Origin of the sequence: Leeuwenhoekiella nanhaiensis, assembly GCF_002744755.1 — a bacterium.
Classification (GTDB): Bacteria; Bacteroidota; Bacteroidia; order Flavobacteriales; family Flavobacteriaceae; genus Leeuwenhoekiella; species Leeuwenhoekiella nanhaiensis.
In genome coordinates, this window is record NZ_KZ319290.1 from 48,059 (window position 1) to 67,657 (window position 19,599).

Sequence of the window (19,599 nt, forward strand, 5' to 3'; positions counted from 1 at the left end):
ACTTTCTTAAAAACACAGAAAGATACCCGATTTCTAAACAAATACGGGCACCGGTATATTCACCTGTAATATGTATCTTTGCGGCTTAGCTCAAACACGGTCAGAACCCATGATACACTTACGCGGTCTCAGTTTTGAAGAATACATTTCTCAGCAAAAATTAGAACAGGCAATTGACAGCGTTGCAAAGCAAATCAATGCCGATTTTGCAGGTAAAGAACCTTTGTTTATTGTGGTGCTTAATGGGGCGTATAAATTTGCAACCGAATTGCTGAGCCGTTTTGAAGGCGATTGTGAGATTGAATTCCTAAAACTGAGTTCATACGATGGTACCGCCAGCACCGGAGAGGTTATTACGCACATTCCGCTTGATGTTGATCTGGAAGATCGAGACGTGATTGTAGTTGAAGATATTGTGGATAGCGGGAATACTCTTGAGAAAATCACCGATATGCTGGTAAGTGGGGGTGTGGGTAAATTTCGCATTGCCAGCCTGTTTTTTAAACCGGGTTCGTATACCAAAGAATATAAAATACATTACGTGGGGCTTGAGATTCCCAATGATTTTATTGTAGGCTACGGCCTTGATTATAACGGTTTGGGGCGTAACCTCAACGCGATTTATAAACTTAAAACCACCAAAATGACAAATCTGGTATTGTTTGGCCCTCCCGGAGCGGGAAAAGGAACACAAGCCTCTTTTTTAAAGGAAAAATACAATCTGGAACACATCTCTACCGGTGATGTGTTTCGCTATAACATTAAAAATGCGACTGAATTAGGCACACTGGCCAAGTCCTATATTGACAAGGGGCAGCTTGTTCCCGACAGTGTGACGATAGATATGTTAAGCGCTGAGGTTGATAAAACGCCTGATGCAAACGGATTCATATTTGATGGTTTTCCCAGAACGACCGCTCAGGCCGATGCTTTGGACACGCTACTTGAGAAAAAGGGCACGGCGGTATCGGCGATGATCGCTCTGGAGGTTGATGATGAAATTTTGGTAAAGCGCTTATTAGAACGCGGTAAGACCAGTGGGCGAAAGGATGATGCTGATGAAACTGTAATTCGCAACCGCATCAAAGTGTATTATGATGAGACCGCAATTCTCAAGAATTATTACCAAAAGCAGGATAAGTACTACGGCGTTGATGGCGTAGGTGCCATTGACGAGATCACGGAAAGACTGAGTGCAGTCATAGATGGATTGTAAATTGGTTTAAAGTTTGCCGTTTGCCGTTTACTGTTTGTCTCTGAGTTAAAAGAGGTAATGTCTAGATAAGAAACTTATTTTTACCTATGGCGACGATTGAAAGGTTTGAAGATTTAGAGGTTTGGCAATTAGCAAGAAAGCTTTGTCAAAAGCTCGAAAACTTATTTCTCACCACAGGTCTCGGGAAAAGGTATTCACTTTTTAATCAAATGGATCGTAGTTCAGGCTCTGTAATGGATAATATAGCAGAAGGCTTCGGAAGATCAGGAAATTTAGAATTCCGTAATTTTTTGGGTTTTGCGAAAGGTTCCTGTTCAGAATTGAAATCTCAACTACACCTATCTTACGATAAGGGTTTAATTCAGGAAACTGATTACAAAGAATTAGCAGAAAGCTGTGATGTTATAAGTGCCAAACTTGGATCATTTATCAGTTATTTAAGTAGAACAGATTATAAAGGGGTAAAGTTTAAACAGTAAACCCAAAACCGAAAACAGTAAATTTTAATATGACTGAAGGTAATTTTGTTGATTATGTAAAAATGCACGTTTCTTCCGGTAAAGGAGGAGCAGGCTCTGCGCACCTGCGCCGCGAAAAATATGTGGCCAAAGGAGGTCCGGACGGCGGTGACGGTGGACGTGGCGGTCATATTATCATCACAGCAAATCCCAATTTGTGGACCTTGCTCCATTTGAAGTTTAAGCGCCACATTAGAGCCGGTCACGGTGAGAATGGCGGTAAACAAACCAGTACCGGGGCAGATGGCGAAGATGTAATCATTGAGGTGCCGCTGGGAACGGTTATTCGCGATACCGAAACTCAGGAAGTTCTAAAGGAAATCACCGAAGAAGGCCAGGAGTTTATTGTAGCTCAGGGCGGAATGGGCGGACTTGGAAACAACCATTTTAAAACCGCAACCAATCAAACTCCGCGCTACGCGCAGCCCGGTATGGATGGCGTTGAGGTAGATATCACCCTTGAATTAAAAGTATTGGCCGATGTAGGCCTGGTAGGTTTTCCCAATGCCGGGAAATCAACCTTGCTCTCCGTTATTACTGCGGCAAAGCCGAAAATTGCCAATTACGAATTTACCACGCTTAAGCCTAATCTGGGTATTGTGCAGTACCGCGACTTTCAAACTTTTGTCATTGCAGACATCCCCGGAATCATTGAGGGAGCCGCAGAAGGAAAGGGCCTGGGTTACCGCTTTTTAAGACATATAGAACGCAACTCGACTTTGCTGTTTATGATTCCGGCAGATGCGCCTGATGTTGCTGAGCAGTACCGTATTTTGCTTCACGAGCTGGAGAAGTACAATCCCGAGTTGCTGGATAAAGACCGGCTTATCGCCATAACCAAATGCGATATGCTTGATGCTGAATTAAAAGCCGAACTAAAAAAAGAACTGGATAAAAGTCTTCCGGTAGAATATTTATTTATCTCTTCGGTGGCCCAGCAAGGTCTTACCGAATTGAAAGATCGTTTGTGGGCGATGCTCAATCGCCCGGCAGTTAGTGAGTAGTCTTAGATTTAGGATTTTATTGACTTAAGAGATGCTTCATAATGTCTACTTTTAAAAGAAAAGATATTATGAAGCATTTTTTTATTCTGCTGGTCGTGCTTAGTTTGATATCCTGCGGAAGCACACGCGTGGACTACGACTACGATGAAGAAGTTAATTTCAATACCTATAAAACCTATAATTACATGCCCGATATGCAGTCGGGTTTAAGTCAGCTTGATTTAAACCGGCTTATGGATGCCGTTGATGTAATTATGCAGCAAAAGGGCTTTCAAAAGGTCGAAAAGCCTGATTTGCTGATCAACATCATCGCTTCACAATACCGGGAAGAACCTCAAAATTCTGTAGGTATTGGCGTTGGTGGGGGTACTTATGGCACCGGAGTCAGCGTAGGCGCCGGAATTCCGCTGGGCGGATCTAAAGAGCATCAGACGATTACTTTTGATCTCGTAGAAGCAGCCCGCGATATGTTGGTGTGGCAGGCAGTAAGCGACAGCAATATCGCGCTAAATACCAATCCGCAGGACCGGGTGAGCTACTATACCAAACTGGCTCAGAAGGTATTTGAAGGTTTTCCGCCGCAACGCGATTAAGGAAGGATTTTTTAAATAACCAACCTGCTTAAAATTTCTGGTCTGTTTTTTGTTTAGTTTTGGCTCAAACAATCAATTATGCGGTTTATACTCTTTTTCCTTCTAAGCTTTTCGGCATTTGCCCAAACCTCAGATTTTTATAAAGCTTTAAAGTATTTTGAGAACGGGCAGTATACTAAATCCAAACCTTTTTTTGAATCCTATTTAAAGACCAATCCCGCTCACGCAGCTACCCGTGAGTATCTGGGGGATATTGCTGCGCATCAAAAAAAATGGGATGAAGCTTTAGGTTATTACGAGCCTTTAGTTGAAGAAAAACCGAACAGTGCTAACTACCATTTTAAATACGGCGGAGCGCTCGGTATGAAGGCGCTTAACATCAGCAAAATCAGGGCGCTGACCTATATTGACGATATCAAGGATCATTTTACGAAAGCTGCAGAACTAGACCCGAAGCACATTGAAACCCGCTGGGCGCTGGTAGAATTGTACATTCAGCTTCCCGGGATTTTAGGAGGAAGCTTCAGCAAAGCGGAAAGTTATGCGATGGAATTGCAAAAAATTTCTCCCGTAGACGGTTATCTTTCTCGAGGCTACGTCGCCGAAAAGCAGAATGATATGAAAGCGGCCGAAAAATTATACCTCAAAGCCATCGAGGTGGGCGGTTCTCCTACCACATACCAGAAGCTAATCGATCTCTATGAGAAAGACAATGCTCCCGGAAAAGCGCTAAGTGCAGCTCAAAAAAGCTTTAAAATCCATAACCGCAATCAAACCAATTATCAGATTGGTAAGATTTGTGCCGAATTCAACATCAAGCCCGAGTTGGGGCTGGCCAGTCTTAAACAATATATCGCCAATCATTCTATCAAAGATGGCGTCCCTGTTAGTTGGGCGCATTTCCGCATAGCGCAGATTTACCGCAATTTGGGTAACAAAAGCAGTGCTAATTACCACATCAATTTGTCACTGGCAGATTTGCCAGACTTTGATCAGGCTTTGGAAGAAAAGGAGCGCATAGACGCAATGTAGAAAGATTTTGTTGCTTTTTCACCATGCGTATGCTAAGCTTTCAACAGGATTAGATCCTTGTTTAAACTAGAGATTATACTCTCAATTATTTCTGTTCTTCGGTTTTAGTTAGGAGTCGCTTTTAGTAACTTGCGCTACACTTAATCATTTGGAAATTCTTCAAAGAATGCGCGTACATTTTATAGCGATTGGCGGTAGTGCCATGCACAACTTAGCTCTGGCTCTTCATCATAAAGGATATCAAATCAGCGGTAGCGATGATGCTATTTTTGAACCTTCACGTTCCCGGTTAGATGAGTTTGGCTTATTGCCTGAAGAATTGGGCTGGTTTCCTGAAAAACTGGATGAGAATCTGGATGCCGTTATTTTAGGAATGCACGCTAAACCCGATAATCCCGAGTTGCTTAAAGCTCAGGAACTCGGCCTGAAAATTTACAGCTATCCCGAGTTTTTATACGAGCAGTCTAAAGAAAAGACCCGCGTGGTCATTGGAGGTTCACATGGTAAAACCACCATCACTTCTATGATTTTGCACGTGTTGCAGTATCATGATCGCGAGGTTGATTTTATGGTAGGTGCACAATTGCCCGGTTTTAAAACGATGGTTCACCTTACCCAGGAGAATGATTTTATTTTGCTGGAAGGAGATGAATACCTGTCATCGCCCATAGACCGCAGACCAAAATTTCACCTCTATCAACCCAATATCGCGTTGATAAGTGGGATCGCCTGGGATCACGTGAATGTGTTTCCTACCTACGAAAAATACGTGGAGCAGTTCTCCATTTTTGCAGACAGCATTACCCACGGTGGCATTTTAGTCTATAATGAAGAAGATGCTGAGGTAAAACGAATTGCAGAAGCAGCTACTGCCCCTACACGCAAGCACGCGTATACCACTCCCGAATATTCCATTGAAAATGGGGAAACGCTTTTGGAAACTCCTGAAGGATCTATGCCTATTTCAGTCTTTGGGAAACACAACCTAAGTAATCTGGCAGGTGCCAAATGGATATGCCAGCATATGGGTGTAGATGAAGATGATTTTTACGAAGCCATCGCAAGTTTTAAGGGTGCGGCAAAGCGGCTTGAGAAAATAGGAGAAACCGCTACCAATATTGCCTTTAAAGACTTTGCCCATTCACCTTCAAAGGTAAAAGCAACAACTGAAGCCGTTAAAAATCAGTTTCCTGGGCGTAAACTCGTTGCCTGTTTAGAACTACATACCTACAGCAGTCTCAATGCCGAATTTATAAAAGGCTATAAAGGTGCCCTGGACGCTGCCGATGAAGCGGTGGTTTTCTTTTCGCCTGATGCAGTGGCCATCAAAAAACTTGAAGCGATTAGTAAGGAGCAAATTGCCGAAGCTTTTGAGCGGGATGATTTGATCATTTATACAAATGCCGAGGCTTTTAAAAGCTATTTAGAAAGTCAAAAATTTGATAATAGCGTACTGCTCTTAATGAGTAGCGGTAACTACGGCGGACTCAATTTTGATGAGGTTCAAAATATGCTTTAAAACTAAACCTTGAATTGGTTGAGGTGGTGATTAAGGTGTTTGTACTGCATTTTACCCCATTGTTCCGTTGTTAATTTGCCAAAAACGGGATGTGGTACCCAATCTTCTTTGTCGCGTAAATTATAAAATGCATCAATCAGTTTGAGCAGATTGTCGCGTTCGTGTTTGAAATCTACGGTTTCAGTAATTTTAAAGGCCTTCGGAGTTGGCATATTCTTCATAAAGGGGCGGTCATTATACATACTTTTTTTGAAGAATGCTCGGATAAGAAAATTCGATTTTAACCCAAAATCTTTATCGTAGACAGCTATTTCCAGAGGTCTCTGGCAATGTTTCAGCATTTGTCCCGCATTCATTTTGCCCCACAACGGTGTGGTTTCCTGTTTGAGATCAGCAACGCGTTGCTGAATTTCGTTATAGGCCTTTTGATCAAATAGCGATTGCATAAAATTCGGTTTTAAATCATTGAACTAAAGTTACATGAATTAAATTTAGCTAAGTTATTCCGCAAAGCGGAAACGATCCAGTTTATAACTTTTAGGGCGTTGTGGTATGAGCGAGGCTAAATCAAATTTTACAATTAAAAACTGGTCTCTTGATGACCGTCCGCGTGAAAAATTATTACAAAAAGGTAAAGATGTACTTACCGATGCAGAGCTTATAGCGATATTGATAGGCTCCGGAAGCCGCAATGAAACAGCAGTAAGTTTGAGTCAACGCATTTTGGCAGCAGCCGACCACGATCTTAATAAACTGGGAAAGCTTAGCATCGCTCAATTGATGGAGTTTAAAGGAGTAGGCGAGGCTAAGGCGGTTACTATCGCGGCGGCGATGGAATTGGGTCGCCGAAGAAGAGCCGCAGGAGCTGAAGAACCTTCAAAAATCACCGGAAGCCATACGGTTTATGAAGTGCTTAGACCTATTTTAGGAGAACTGGGACACGAAGAGTTCTGGATATTATACCTAAATAATTCCAATGTCATTTTAAACAAGCATCAACTCAGTAAAGGTGGAATGACTGGTACGCTGGTTGATGTGCGACTGGTTTTGAAAAAAGCGCTTGAGACCGGCGCGGTATCCATCATTTTGGCACACAATCACCCCAGTGGAACCCTCAAACCCAGTCAGGCGGACAAGGACATCACTTCAAAACTTAAAATCGCTGCTTCCGCCCTTGATATTAAAGTTCTCGATCATTTAATCATTACTGAAAAAGCCTACTTTAGCTTTGCAGATGAAGGTTTGCTGTAATTCTTTCGCCCTTAATAGAAAAATGCAGAACTTGCCATTAAGAATTTATAGATGCTCCTAGTTTATACCCATAAGATTACACCCAGATTACGCTACACGTTTAAGCATATCTGTACCTATATTTTGGGTATACCTGTAAAATTTACCAGTGCCGTTGATGAGTTTATTGTGCACGATAGTCTTAAACTTTCGTATACCAATAAGCCATTGGGTAAGGAGCTTTTCATTAAAAGTCAGGAAGTTTTATTCGAGCAGGGCATTACCGATATGGAAATCAAGGTACAGCCCTGGCGGGACACCAAATGTTTCTTTGTAACCGGCCCCAAGAGTGTGCTTCCCTTTGATATTTTTGCGGCTTCTTTTATTCTTTTAAGTCGGTATGAAGAATTTCTTCCCCACGTTAAGGATGAGATGGGGCGTTTTCCGGCTACTGAAAGTTTAGGGTATCAGCAGGATTTTTTAAACCAACCGGTGGTAGATATCTGGGCGAGCTATTTTAAAGAAGCTCTTAAAGAACACTATCCCAATTATAATTTTCCGGAACGTAAATTTTCATTTCAGGCGCTCGTAGATGTGGAGCAGGCCTACGAGATTAATAGTATGGGAATCATGCGTTGGGTAAGTGGCTTCTTTAGCGATATTTTCAGGCTTCGTTTTCAGCGGGTTTGGCTTCGGTTTAAAGTGAGCTTACATCTGCGTAAAGACCCGTACGATACATTTAGCTGGCTTATCAACGTTCAAAAAAATGCCCGATTTAAGTTCCTGTTTTTCTTTCAGCTTGGAGACTATTCGACCTATACCAAAAACATTCGCTTCAACAAGCGCAGTTTTCGTGAACTCATAAAAATGGTGGGAGACTACAGTGAGATCGGTTTGCTGTTTTCAAAGGAAGCCTTGGAGTCAAAAAAGCAAATGAAGATCGAAAAAAAGCGTTTGGAAAGCATTATCAATAAACCCCTGAATGCTGCGCGTTGTTCGAGTAATATGGGAAGTCTGCCGGTGCAATACAGGGAGATGATTCAGCTTGAAGCGAAAAATGATTACTCAATGGGCTATCCCAATGTTATGGGTTTTAGGGCTGGTACGTGTACTCCCTTTTTCTTTTACGATCTGGATTATGAGAGCATAACACCCTTAAAACTTCATCCTATTTGTTCTCAGCCTGACGCTTTTGAAGCTCAGAAACTTGATGCAAAGGAACTAAACGAGCGGCTTGATGTGTTTTTCGGTATAAAAAGAGAGGTAGAGCAGGTGAATGGGACCTTTGTGTTTAGCTTTAGTAACAAGTCAGTAACCGGAAAAGGACAGGATCAGGGGCAATGGAAACAATTTTTTAGAGAACTGGTCAATGCATAAACTAGAAGGAATAAAACACGTCTTTTTTGATCTGGATCACACGTTGTGGGATTTTGATCGAAATTCTGAACTGGCGTTTCAGGCGATATTTGAGAAGAACCGCATTGATTTACCGGTTTCTCAATTTTTGGAAGTTTATAAACCCATCAATTTTGAATACTGGAAATATTACAGAGAGGCTCGGGTGACGAAAGAGCAGTTGCGGTATGGCAGGCTGAAAAAGAGTTTTGATGCTCTGAGTATTCAGATTGACGATTTTTTAATCAATAGACTGTCTGTGGATTATATTGATTTTTTGCCCAGACACAACCATCTTTTTGACGGAACGCTAGAGTTGCTTGAAGAGCTGGAAGCTCGTTACGATTTGCATATTATCACCAACGGCTTTGAAGAAGTTCAGCATTTGAAACTGAAGAATTCTAAAATAGACCGGTATTTTAAAACCGTGACGAGCAGTGAGGCCGTGGGAGTGAAAAAGCCCGATCCAAAAATTTTTATGCACGCCCTTAAAGTGGCTGATGCTCGTGTAGAAGAAAGCGTTATGGTTGGCGATACCTACGAGGCTGATATTTTAGGGGCTCAAAATATAGGTATGCAAACCATATTTTTTAATTATCACAATGAAAAATTAAATAGCGGGGAACGCGTCATAGACCGAATAGATGCTGTTAAAATATATTTATAAAATGTAAAATGTACATTTTGTTTTTTATCTTCTGAAACGAATTTAAAAGAGTGGCAAAGAACGCCCTTACCGGGCATTTACCAATGAATACCAGTGCTCTAATCAAAACTAAGATTATAGCCTAATAACAAAATTTAAATAGATGAAAAAAATACTAAGTATTGCAATAATTGCTTTAATAGGTGTTGCCGGTCTTCAGGCTCAGGATCTTAAAGACTATAAATACATCGTAGTGCCTCAAAAATTTGATTTTCAGGATGAGGCCGGTCAATATGACCTCAATGCATTAACCCGGTTTTTGTTTATTAAGTGGGGATTTGATGCCTACCTAGAGAATGAAGAATTGCCTGCAGATTTAAATGCATCGGGATGTAATACCTTGTATGCACGGGCAGATGTGAGCGGTTTTTTGAGTACCAAAGCGAATATCATTTTGGTCAATTGCAAGGGACAGGAAATATTTGAGCTTCCCGAAGGTAAAAGTAAAATCAAGGAATTTAAGGCAGGACATCAGGAGGCTTTCAGGAGAGCTTTTGAAGGTTTAGAAGAGTTGGGTTATACCTATTCTGATGAGATCGTGGAAAGTGCTGAAGTGACAGAGGAAACTGAAACCCTCATTCCTGAGGCCCGTAAAACAATGCCGCAAAAAGTAGAAACCAAAACGGTTAAAGTCTCGGCTGTGCCAAAAAACGGGAATACCGAAGTTAAAGAGGTATTGGAAGTGGTTGAGCAAAATACCCCGAAGCAAAAGCCTGATGAAAATGAGGCCCTTATTGAGAAGGATGTTGTAAGCAATCTGGTAAGCGAGGATGGCAGTTACAGTTTAAAACCCGTAAGTAACGGTTTTGATGTTTATGAAGGAGAAACCAAGATAGGAACTGCCACTAAAACTTCAAATGGTTCGTATCTCGTTAGCACTTCAGAGTTTACCGGTATTGGATATTATAACGGAAGTGAGTTTACCGTTGAACGTGAAATTAAGGGTGTTTCCGGGCTTGTTAAAATGGTATTTACCCGATAACGGAAAATAAATTTTTAGAATTTAAGACCCCACAGTTCAGTATTGAATGTGGGGTCTTGTTTTTCTATTATCCGGAAAAGCAATCGCTAATAATCGTATTTACTTCCCCAACGGTTTTTTAGAAACTTGCGTATTCCTTCTTCCCGGGCATTATCACCGGGATCGTATAATTTATGATTGCTGATGTCTTTTGGTAAAAATTCCTGCGCTATAAAATTCCCGGCTCCATCGTGCGAATATTTATACTCCTCGCCATAACCCAGTTCTTTCATCAGTTTTGTAGGGGCATTACGTAGCGCTAAAGGTACCGGGAGATCACCGGTTTGTTTGACCAATTGCTGAGCCTTGTTGATAGCCATATAAGAGGCATTACTTTTAGGGGAAGTTGCGAGATAGGTCACGCACTGACTTAAAATAATACGAGCCTCGGGGTAGCCAATCGTGTTCACAGCGGTAAAGGAGTTGGTTGCAATCACCAGGGCTGTAGGGTTGGCGTTGCCAATATCTTCTGAAGCCAAAATAATGAGTCGGCGAGCAATAAATTTAAGATCTTCCCCGCCTTCAATCATTCGGGCCAAATAGTAAACAGCAGCATTTGGGTCGCTTCCGCGGATGGATTTTATAAAGGCTGAAATGATATCGTAATGCTGCTCCCCGGTTTTATCGTACATCACCGTATTCTGCTGCACTTTCTGCTGCACCATTTCATTAGTGATAACTACTTCTTCTGAAGATTCGGTGGTGACCAAAAGCTCAAAAATGTTGAGCAACTTGCGGGCGTCACCCCCGCTTATACGCAGTAGGGCTTCGGTCTCCTTAAGCTTTATGTTTTTCTTTGCTAATACCGCATCCTGAGTCATTGCGCGTTTTAAGAGCGCGCGCAGGTCATCTGCCGAAAAAGGGTTAAGTACATAAACCTGACAACGGGACAGCAATGCAGGGATCACTTCAAAAGAAGGATTTTCGGTTGTGGCACCAATTAAAGTCACCCAGCCTTTTTCAACGGCAGCTAATAATGAATCTTGTTGGGATTTACTAAATCGGTGAATTTCATCAATAAAAAGAATAGGGTTCTTTTGTGTAAACAGTCCGCCGGCTTGCTTGGCCTTTTCAATCACTTCACGTACATCTTTCACTCCGCTATTAATAGCACTTAAGGTGTAAAAGGGGCGTTTAGATTCTTCGGCAATGATAGAGGCGAGGGTGGTCTTTCCCACACCGGGAGGGCCCCAAAGAATGAGTGACGGGATGATCCCTGACTTTATGGAAGAAGTGAGCGAGCCTTTATCCCCTACCAAATGTTCTTGGCTGAGGTAATCGTCTAAATTCTTTGGGCGTAAGCGTTCTGCGAGTGGTGCATTCATAATTCAAAATTATTCAAATAGGGGATATAAACTGACAGTATTGCTTACTTTATGATTTTGGCTGAAGAATTGCTAAACCTGTGAAGAGCTGATCAAGAAAATGAATTGGGGGAGCACAGATTTTCAATGGCTAACTTTAGCCTTAAAGCAAGTAGCATGAATCAAAAAGCATCTAAAAATACGCTGGTATTTACGCCCGAAGTGGTGTGGGTACCTCTTGCTTTTGCTTTATTGATCTGGCTGGTTTTTTGGTTTGAACTTCGGTTTGGCTATAATTTCACTCCCTTTGGAGTTTTGCCCCGAAGTCCCAAAGGTTTGAGAGGGATTATTTTTTCCCCCTTTATCCATTCCACTTTAAGTCATTTGTGGCATAATACCATACCTGCAGTTGTTCTAACCGGTGGATTGTTTTATTTCTACAGGGGAGTAGCCTGGAAGGTTCTGGGTATAATTGTTCTGGGAGCGGGAGTGGGGACCTGGCTTATTGGTCGGGAAGCATATCACATAGGTGCGAGCGGTGTGATTTATGGTCTTGCTTCGTTTCTTTTTTTTAAAGGAATTTGGTCAAAGAACTTTAGGCTTACGGCTTTTTCATTAATTGTGGTTTTTCTCTACGGAAGTCTCATTTGGGGGACTTTACCCTTGCAGGAAGGAATGAGTTGGGAAGGCCATTTGAGCGGTTTTATAACCGGAACTATTCTGGCTTTTGTCATTCGATCAAAAATCCCAAAACCCACTAAGTACGCCTGGGAAGATCAGGATTACAATACTGAAGAAGATCCTTTTCTGCGTCAATTTGATGCGGATGGAAATTTTATAGATCCACCACCTCCTGAAGAAGATGAGGACGATACTCAAAGCCCAAATTAACTGCGCTGCCTTACGATTTCATATAAAAAGGCACCACAGGCAACCGATACATTGAGCGAGCTTATTGTTCCGGCCATGGGTAATTTTGCTTTGTGATCAACCAGTTTTAAAACGCCGAGCGTAACTCCTTTTCCTTCACTTCCCATTACTAAAGCCGTAGGCTTAGTATAATCCAAATCATAAATGGAGTTTTCGGTTTTTTCGGTAGCTGCTACCACCTGTACACCCGAACCCTGAAGATAGAATAAGGCATCTTTTATATGATCAACCTTGCAAATTGGAATGTTGAATATGGCTCCGGCAGAAGTTTTTACCGTATCATCTGTGACGGGAGCACCTCCTGATTTGGGTACGATGATCGCATCTACTCCGGTGCAAACTGCGGTACGTATGATCGCGCCAAAATTACGTACGTCTGTGAGTTGGTCAAGTAATAAAAACAGGGCAGGTTTGTCGTTTGCTAAAACAGCTTCTGCTGTTGCTTCAAAGTCTGCAAACTGAATGGGGGAGATGGTAGCAATGGCTCCCTGATGATTTTGATCAGATAGTTTATAAAGTTTCTCCTGTGGTACATAAGAAACCGAAATACCGTGATTACGAATTAGTGTTTCTAACTCTTTAGAAAGCGGATTGCTGAGGCCTTTTTGTAAATAAATCTTACCAATTTCCTTACCTGCGTTAATGGCTTCTATAATGGCACGTGTGCCGTATATGTGAGTTGTTTTTGACATAGGGCAAAGGTAGTGTTGTTTTGGTGGATGTAGAAATAAAAAAACCACCCGGTTAGGGGTGGTTTTAGTAGGCTATTTTAAACCTGAGATTAGTTAACGTCCCAGAATAATTTGCTTAAAATGGTATCACCATTATCTAGATCTGCAGCAGCAGCTGAGCGATTTTCTCTGTTCAGCGTCTGTAAAATCTGTGGATATCTCAAACGGAATGGTAAGTCAGTAACACCGTTTACACCAGAAACAAATGTATAAGACTCAATTCGGTTTGCAGGGGCCTGAGCTTCAATTTGATTTTGTGGAAGCGTTACCATATCACCTGGTAATAATAAGGTGTTAGGGAAGCCGGTTCTACGGTATTCAGCATAGGCGGTATGAGGTTGCATATAAAGAGCTATGTATTTTTGAGTCAATACATTTTCTTCATTTGCAGCAGGAAGAGTAGCAACATAGGCGTCAATGTCAGCAGCTGCAACTCCCCATCTTTCCATAGATGCACGTACACCATCCTCGTAGTTTTCCTGATCAAAGCCATTCTGCTCTGAAAGAATAAACTCAACTTCTGCATATTCCATCAATACTTCGCCATAGTCTGGTTTAAGTATTTTACCACTCATAAATGAGTAGGAATCAAAAGGCAGGTTGTTCATATTTCTAAAAGCATATGGTGCACCTACATAGTCATCAGGATCCTGACTTGGTTCATAAGAACTCTCTTTCACTTCTTCAATAGTAGCAGAAATTGGAGCCGCCATTTCAAAAAGTCTTGGGTCAAGATCAAAATTTCCTGATTCTCCTTTTAAAAGATCAATAAATGGAGCGGTTACGGCAAAATCGGTACGGCCATCTACTTCAAAGGCAATCCAGTAAGGAGATGCATTAATATTTGTTGTGCCATATTTCTGTATCGCGCTGTCCTCGTTAGAAGTCATTACACCAGCCTGCACAGCTGCTGTTATTGCACTGTTAGCAGTAGAAGGGTCAACTTCTCTAAGGTTGTTTGCAACTCTTAGGATAAGAGAATTAGCAAACTTTTTCCATTTAACAGGATCTCCATCAAAAATGTTATCACCACTGGTAAATACTGGAGCACTGGTGTTGATCATGTTTGAAGATTCTCTTAACTCTTTTAGAATATCGGCATAAATTTTCTCTTGCGGGGCAAATGCAGGTGCAAAAGATTGATCTACAGCCAAAGCTTGGAAATCAGGATCGTCTGATCCGTAAGAATAATAAGGAACATCCCCAAAGAAATTGGTTAGTTCGTAAAACATATACGAAAGCATAATTCTTGAAGCGGCAACCTGATTATCATTGTTACCCGAAGCAGCCGCGTCATCACGTGTAGCTTCATTGGTGTTGAAATCAATAATTGCTTTAAGATCAGATGCTGCTAAATAGGTGTTTTGATATATACTTTCTGCAGTCGTTTCACGGTATAGGTAACGATCTTCATCTGCATAAGCAGTCTGTCCCCAGTACTGTACCCAGGCCTGAGTTAATCGCCCGGCATTAAAAGCATCACGACTAAAATCGGTAAAGCTTTTTGTTGCTGAGGCAAAAATATTTCCAGTAGGAACAACCTCCGGATCATTCGGATTGGTGTTCACGTCTTCAAGACCCTCATCACAAGAACTAAATCCTGCAGAGACAAGGAGCATCAATAAGATTATAAATTTATTTTTCATTTTCTTTTAGAATTTTAATTGAACATTCAGTCCATATGAGCGGGTAGATGGTAAAGAACCACCTTCAGAACCCTGGATATTTCCACTACCGGAAGTTGCAACTTCAGGATCGAAGTTTGCATTGTCTAATCCCCAAACAAGAAGGTTTCTACCAAATGCAGTAACACGCACATCGCTTAGAGCATTACCTAACCATTTTTTAGGTAAGCTGTAGCCTAGAGTTACCTCCCTAAGTTTCCAATACGTAGCGTCAAAAACGTTTTGGTTGTCATTTCCGAAGAAATAATCGGTACCAAATTGCTGCGCAGAGATTACTTGGGTATTTTCTGCAGTGTTAGTTACAGTGTAAGAACCATCGTCATTATAAGTAACATCACCTGTAACTCCCGGAAGGATTAAACCTTCTTCCCGGATATTGTTAGCAGCAGTTTGCTCTAAGATACCAGAGTAGTTACCCCAGATATTTGTAAGCGAACGGAATTTCCCTCCTTTTTGGTGGTCAATTAAGAAACCTAAGCTGATTCCTTTATAGGTAAAGCTGTTACGAATACCTAAATTATAGTCCGGTAGAATGGAACCTAAGTTCTGAACATCCTGTGTTTCTGCATAGCTACCGTTATCATTTACAACTTTATTGCCCTGATCGTCATAAACAAAGTTAGTACCTCTAATCTGACCATAACGCTCACCAACAACTGCATTTAGAGAAACACCATTAAATGGGAATCGTGCAATCTGCAAAGTTTCCAGACCAGCCGCAAGACTCAACAAGGTGTTTTCGTTTTTAGCAAAGTTAAAGGTCACATCCCAGCTAAAGTCATCTGTCATAAGCGGTGTAGCATTAACAAGAAGTTCAATACCCTTATTTTCTAATTCACCTGCATTAAGAACAGTTGAGGTAAAACCTGTTGAAGGATCTACCTGTACCGGAGTGATCAAATCTTTGGTTAATTCATTGTAATAGGTAATGTCAAAACCTAAGCGTCTGTTGAAGAAAGATGCTTCTACACCAAATTCATAAGTGCGCTTATCTTCTGGTCTCAATTCTGAATTTTTGTTACTGTTATTCAAAGAGAAAGGAACGCTCCCAAGAAATGGATCATCACCTATAAATACATTTCGTAATTGGTAAGGGTCTGTATCACTACCAACCTCAGCATAACCAGCTCTTAGCTTTAGGAAAGATAGCCAGTCAGCATTAATAAATTGAGAAGCGATAAAACTACCACTGAATGATGGATAGAAATACGAGTTATTATCTGCTGGCAGCGTAGAAGACCAGTCGTTACGACCTGTTACGGTTAAGTAAGCAAAATTGTCATAGCCTAAAGATACAGAACCAAATAAACTGTTGATTTGTCTTTGTGTATCTGTTTCGGAAACACTTGGATTTTCAGCCGAATTACTCAGATTATAAAAATTAGGAACAACGAGGCCACCATTTGTTGATGATGCAAGAGCGTGAAATTCATTGACCCGTCTGTTTCCACCCACAAATGCGTTTATGCTAAGTTTATTGTCAAACACATTTTTATCAAAATGTACACGTGTTTCGTAGTTAATTTCTTGGAAATCACGATCAGACTCAGAATAACCCGGTAGAGCCTGAGATCCAACTGCAGTTCTTTGATTAACTCTGAAGTCATACGTGTCACCGTAAACTTTAGCAACAGCATATAACTCATCAGTGAAATTATAAGTAGCACCTACAGTACCGTACCAACGTGTTCTTTTATCTTCCGCTGTATTCTTGTTGAGTACCCAGTATGGGTTATCGGTATATCTAGGAAGTGGGTTTGTAGCTGAAATACGGTTCCAGGTTCTTTGACGTCCGTCAGGTGTTTGGAAAGCCTGAAGACGGTTGTAGTCTAAAGAGGTTTGACCAAATTGATACAATTGCAGGATAACACTTTCTCCTGTATAACCCACTGCCGGTCTGTTGAAACCATCTGTTACGGTGAAATTTACAGAGGCATCTACTTTTAATTTGTCTCCAATTTTTGTTGATCCATTAAAATTAACCGACGTCTTGTTCAGTTTGGTATTTGGTAAAATACCTTCAGTTTGCGTGTTGTTTATTGACATACGCATATTGCTATCCTCACCACCTTGTGAAAATGCTACACCATTGTTGTAAGAATATCCGGTTTGAAATAAGGTACTCCCGTCATTTTCAGGATACAACCAGGGTCGTGTTTGAAGATAGTCATCTTCAAATTCAGGGTCAAATGCATCCCAATGCAATACTTGTTGTCCTTCATAACGCGGCCCCCATGATTCATCAGTGGCGAAATCAACTACATCAAAAGTAGTTCCATTTATGGTAGCCTGGTTAAAACCACCCTGATCACCAATGGTAAAGTTACCACCACCACCACCATAGAGCTTTTGAACTTTAGGTAGAATATTAACTTCTTCAAAGGTGATGCCTGAGTTTACAACTACCTCACCTTTTCCTTTTTTTCCAGATTTGGTTGTGATTTGAATAACACCATTGGATGCTCGTGAACCATAAAGTGCTGCTGCGGCACCACCTTTAAGCACGTTCATACTGGCTATGTCATCCGGGTTAATGTCAAAACCGGTATCACCAAAATCACGACCACCACCACCGGCTTGGGTAGTTGATGAGTTGTAATTACTATTGTCTAAAGGAATACCATCAACTACAATAAGAGGTCTGTTTTCCTGAGTAATAGAACCAATACCACGAATTACAATACGTGAAGATCCCCCAAGGTTACCTGTAGCGTTTGAAATTTGCACACCGGCAACTTTACCTGATAGGGCATTAAGTGCGTTTGTGTTACGTGTTTCTGTTAATTCTTCACTGCTTACTTCCTGTGTAGCGTAACCCAGAGATTTTTTCTCTCTTGAGATACCTAAAGCGGTAACAACCACTTCTTCCAAAGCTTCACCAGCTTGTAAAGAAACATTGATTGTGCTGGAGGCGCCAACAACACGTTGTTCTTCTTGGAAACCTACATAGGAAAATACAAGTGTTTCACCTGTAGCAACCTCAATGCTGTAGTTCCCGTCAAAGTCTGTTTGCGTTCCAGTAGTACTGTTTTGTACCAAAATGTTAACACCGGGTAGTGGAACACCACTCCCGTCAGTAACAGTTCCGGTAACTGTTTTTGTTTGTGCAAATGAAATTTGCACGACCAACGCCAATAAGAGCGTCAGCAATCCACTAAATTTAGTTTTCATGTTTGTTATTTATTTGAATTTGCCAGTTGCGAATTTGTATAAATTATAATAAAACACCAATTTTATTATGATAAAGTTTTGATTAGTTATTGAAATAAAATCAGCAAAATGTTAATTTTACTATGTTTTATTTAACATTAAACCCGAAATTAATATAATTTTTGTAGGATTTTTAATTTTTTTTGAATAGCTCAGTAATTACTGATTGTCAGCGTAGAAGATGTTTTTTTCACATAATTTTTGTCGGAAAATTTAGATATATGTAGTCTAACGAGACTGAAATCTTAATAGGTTTAACTTATTTCAATTTTTAAGTTTCTCGTTAGGAATCTATTTATAGTTTTTGCACAAACTTCTTTGGATATTTCATCTGCTAGTTTTAAGATTAACGCATTTTAAATTTTTGCCATTTACCTATTAAATAATAATGCAAGTGAGGACTTTTTGCTTGCCTGAATTCGATTAACTGTTTGTACTAGGTTTTAAGCCGTAGTATTATATTTCTGTCTATTAAATTATCAATAAGTGGTTGGTGGCTTAAATTTCTTAGAATCGTAGTAGTTTCCGTACCAGAGCTGATTGCTTTGGTTTAGTCTGGAGTCCCTGTCTTCTATGTACAGAAATAAAAAACCACCCATTTTGGGTGGTTTAGGCTTTATGACAAATTTTTTTACTTCTATTGTTTATAATAATTATTGAACAATTAATTGATGATTAACGTAGGAGATTAATTTTCTAGGTACGCATAGGTTTAACTACTGGTTATTGAGCATTTCGATAGCTTGAATTAGATCTTCTTCATTTTTAATATTCAAATCCTGATTTTTTAAATAGGTATCGACTTTCTCTCTATCCTTCTTACTTAACATACGTGTGAACTTTTTATTTCTAAGGGGGATTTCATCAATTCGATTCACACCCTTTTCTTGAATATAATACTCTGTAAATTGGGAAAATCTATTAGGTTTGGCCTTTACAAATGTATTTTCAGCTTTTTGTCCCGGAGTGAACTTCACATTAATTCTTTTGAAGAGATCGTATTTTTCGCCTTCAAGCAGCGTATATAAATAGCCATTGAGAGTATTATTACTCTTGTCTGTAAAGGTTTTAAAACTCAATTTATAGGTGTCGGCAATGATATAAACAGACTTGTCTTTGCTGAGTGCCGAAAATTCCTCTTCTGGCAGAAGGGTTTGCTTAATTTCTATTTCCTCATTGTGTGCATTGTAGCGATAATATACCTCACCTACTTTTTCTGCTTCGTAATAAATAGCGGTAGGTTTAAATTCATTAGTTGCGTACGGAGAACCAGAAAATTCATCAATACCGGTCATCTCCGCAAGTCGTTCATTTTGACCTTTAATACCACCACTAGCTTGATTAACCAGCGCTTGGACATTCCCATTTGCATACGAATTGGTGACATTAGGTTGCCCCGCATATTGCGCGTACAACCCGCTAGTAATTAAGGATATAAGGCTTAAGTAGATGAATTTTTTCATAATTTTCATTTTATTAAACTTACGATTTTTAATTGAAAACTT

Annotated in this window: 17 protein-coding genes; 11 read left to right on the plus strand and 6 right to left on the minus strand. The window is 40.5% G+C overall.

Annotation, left to right across the window (positions count from 1 at the left end):
* The first annotated feature begins 109 nt into the window (after window positions 1-109).
* The 6 genes from CJ305_RS09035 to CJ305_RS09060 all read left to right on the plus strand — a co-directional run bounded on the left by CJ305_RS09035 (window position 110) and on the right by CJ305_RS09060 (window position 5,882).
* Entirely contained in the window at window positions 110-1,216 is a 1,107-nt protein-coding gene (locus tag CJ305_RS09035; protein ID WP_099645949.1) for an adenylate kinase, read from the plus strand.
* An 86-nt stretch (window positions 1,217-1,302) separates the two neighbouring features.
* Window positions 1,303-1,695, plus strand: coding sequence for a four helix bundle protein (locus CJ305_RS09040; protein ID WP_099645950.1), 393 nt, complete (start codon window positions 1,303-1,305; stop codon window positions 1,693-1,695).
* Window positions 1,696-1,724: 29 nt separating this feature from the next.
* Window positions 1,725-2,738 (plus strand): GTPase ObgE, encoded by a 1,014-nt coding sequence (gene obgE, locus CJ305_RS09045; protein WP_099645951.1) that lies wholly within the window; start codon window positions 1,725-1,727, stop codon window positions 2,736-2,738.
* A gap of 68 nt (window positions 2,739-2,806) precedes the next feature.
* Window positions 2,807-3,331, plus strand: coding sequence for a DUF4136 domain-containing protein (locus CJ305_RS09050; protein WP_099645952.1), 525 nt, complete (start codon window positions 2,807-2,809; stop codon window positions 3,329-3,331).
* 78 nt (window positions 3,332-3,409) lie between these two features.
* Window positions 3,410-4,363, plus strand: a complete 954-nt coding sequence (locus CJ305_RS09055; protein WP_099645953.1) for a tetratricopeptide repeat protein — start codon at window positions 3,410-3,412, stop codon at window positions 4,361-4,363.
* Window positions 4,364-4,529: 166 nt separating this feature from the next.
* Entirely contained in the window at window positions 4,530-5,882 is a 1,353-nt protein-coding gene (locus CJ305_RS09060; RefSeq protein WP_099645954.1) for a UDP-N-acetylmuramate--L-alanine ligase, read from the plus strand.
* Window positions 5,883-5,884: 2 nt separating this feature from the next.
* Here the strand turns inward: CJ305_RS09060 and CJ305_RS09065 are convergent, their stop codons facing one another.
* Entirely contained in the window at window positions 5,885-6,328 is a 444-nt protein-coding gene (locus CJ305_RS09065) for a DUF1569 domain-containing protein (protein WP_099645955.1), read from the minus strand.
* 106 nt (window positions 6,329-6,434) lie between these two features.
* Between CJ305_RS09065 and radC the strand changes: the two genes are divergently transcribed.
* From radC to CJ305_RS09085, 4 genes are all read left to right on the plus strand, one after another.
* Entirely contained in the window at window positions 6,435-7,133 is a 699-nt protein-coding gene (gene radC, locus CJ305_RS09070) for a RadC family protein (protein ID WP_099645956.1), read from the plus strand.
* A gap of 51 nt (window positions 7,134-7,184) precedes the next feature.
* The gene (locus CJ305_RS09075; RefSeq protein WP_099645957.1) at window positions 7,185-8,489 is read left to right on the plus strand and encodes a polysaccharide deacetylase family protein; all 1,305 of its coding nucleotides are present in this window, start codon (window positions 7,185-7,187) and stop codon (window positions 8,487-8,489) included.
* Window positions 8,482-9,174, plus strand: coding sequence for a YjjG family noncanonical pyrimidine nucleotidase (locus CJ305_RS09080; protein WP_099645958.1), 693 nt, complete (start codon window positions 8,482-8,484; stop codon window positions 9,172-9,174). Before CJ305_RS09075 ends, CJ305_RS09080 begins: the two co-directional genes overlap by 8 nt.
* A gap of 142 nt (window positions 9,175-9,316) precedes the next feature.
* Window positions 9,317-10,195: a hypothetical protein gene (locus CJ305_RS09085; protein WP_099645959.1), complete on the plus strand. Its 879-nt coding sequence runs from the start codon at window positions 9,317-9,319 to the stop codon at window positions 10,193-10,195.
* 86 nt (window positions 10,196-10,281) lie between these two features.
* On the opposite strand, the gene CJ305_RS09090 is transcribed toward CJ305_RS09085, so the two are convergent.
* Complete coding sequence (locus CJ305_RS09090; protein ID WP_099645960.1) at window positions 10,282-11,559, minus strand: replication-associated recombination protein A; 1,278 nt, start codon at window positions 11,557-11,559, stop codon at window positions 10,282-10,284.
* A gap of 156 nt (window positions 11,560-11,715) precedes the next feature.
* Here CJ305_RS09090 and CJ305_RS09095 point away from each other — a divergent pair, with 156 nt between their 5' ends.
* Window positions 11,716-12,429 carry a rhomboid family intramembrane serine protease gene (locus tag CJ305_RS09095; RefSeq protein WP_099645961.1) on the plus strand — a complete coding sequence of 238 codons (714 nt, stop codon included), beginning with the start codon at window positions 11,716-11,718 and terminating at the stop codon, window positions 12,427-12,429.
* Here the strand turns inward: CJ305_RS09095 and rlmB are convergent.
* The 4 genes from rlmB to CJ305_RS09115 form a co-directional block, all read right to left on the minus strand.
* Window positions 12,426-13,160 (minus strand): 23S rRNA (guanosine(2251)-2'-O)-methyltransferase RlmB, encoded by a 735-nt coding sequence (rlmB, locus tag CJ305_RS09100; protein WP_099645962.1) that lies wholly within the window; start codon window positions 13,158-13,160, stop codon window positions 12,426-12,428. The two genes, CJ305_RS09095 and rlmB, sit on opposite strands and share 4 nt — an antisense overlap.
* An 89-nt stretch (window positions 13,161-13,249) precedes the next feature.
* Window positions 13,250-14,845 carry a SusD/RagB family nutrient-binding outer membrane lipoprotein gene (locus CJ305_RS09105; RefSeq protein WP_099645963.1) on the minus strand — a complete coding sequence of 532 codons (1,596 nt, stop codon included), beginning with the start codon at window positions 14,843-14,845 and terminating at the stop codon, window positions 13,250-13,252.
* A gap of 6 nt (window positions 14,846-14,851) precedes the next feature.
* Window positions 14,852-18,055, minus strand: a complete 3,204-nt coding sequence (locus CJ305_RS09110) for a SusC/RagA family TonB-linked outer membrane protein (protein WP_099645964.1) — start codon at window positions 18,053-18,055, stop codon at window positions 14,852-14,854.
* Window positions 18,056-18,810: 755 nt separating this feature from the next.
* The gene (locus tag CJ305_RS09115) at window positions 18,811-19,557 is read right to left on the minus strand and encodes a hypothetical protein (RefSeq protein WP_143469367.1); all 747 of its coding nucleotides are present in this window, start codon (window positions 19,555-19,557) and stop codon (window positions 18,811-18,813) included.
* Window positions 19,558-19,599: the final 42 nt, after the last annotated feature.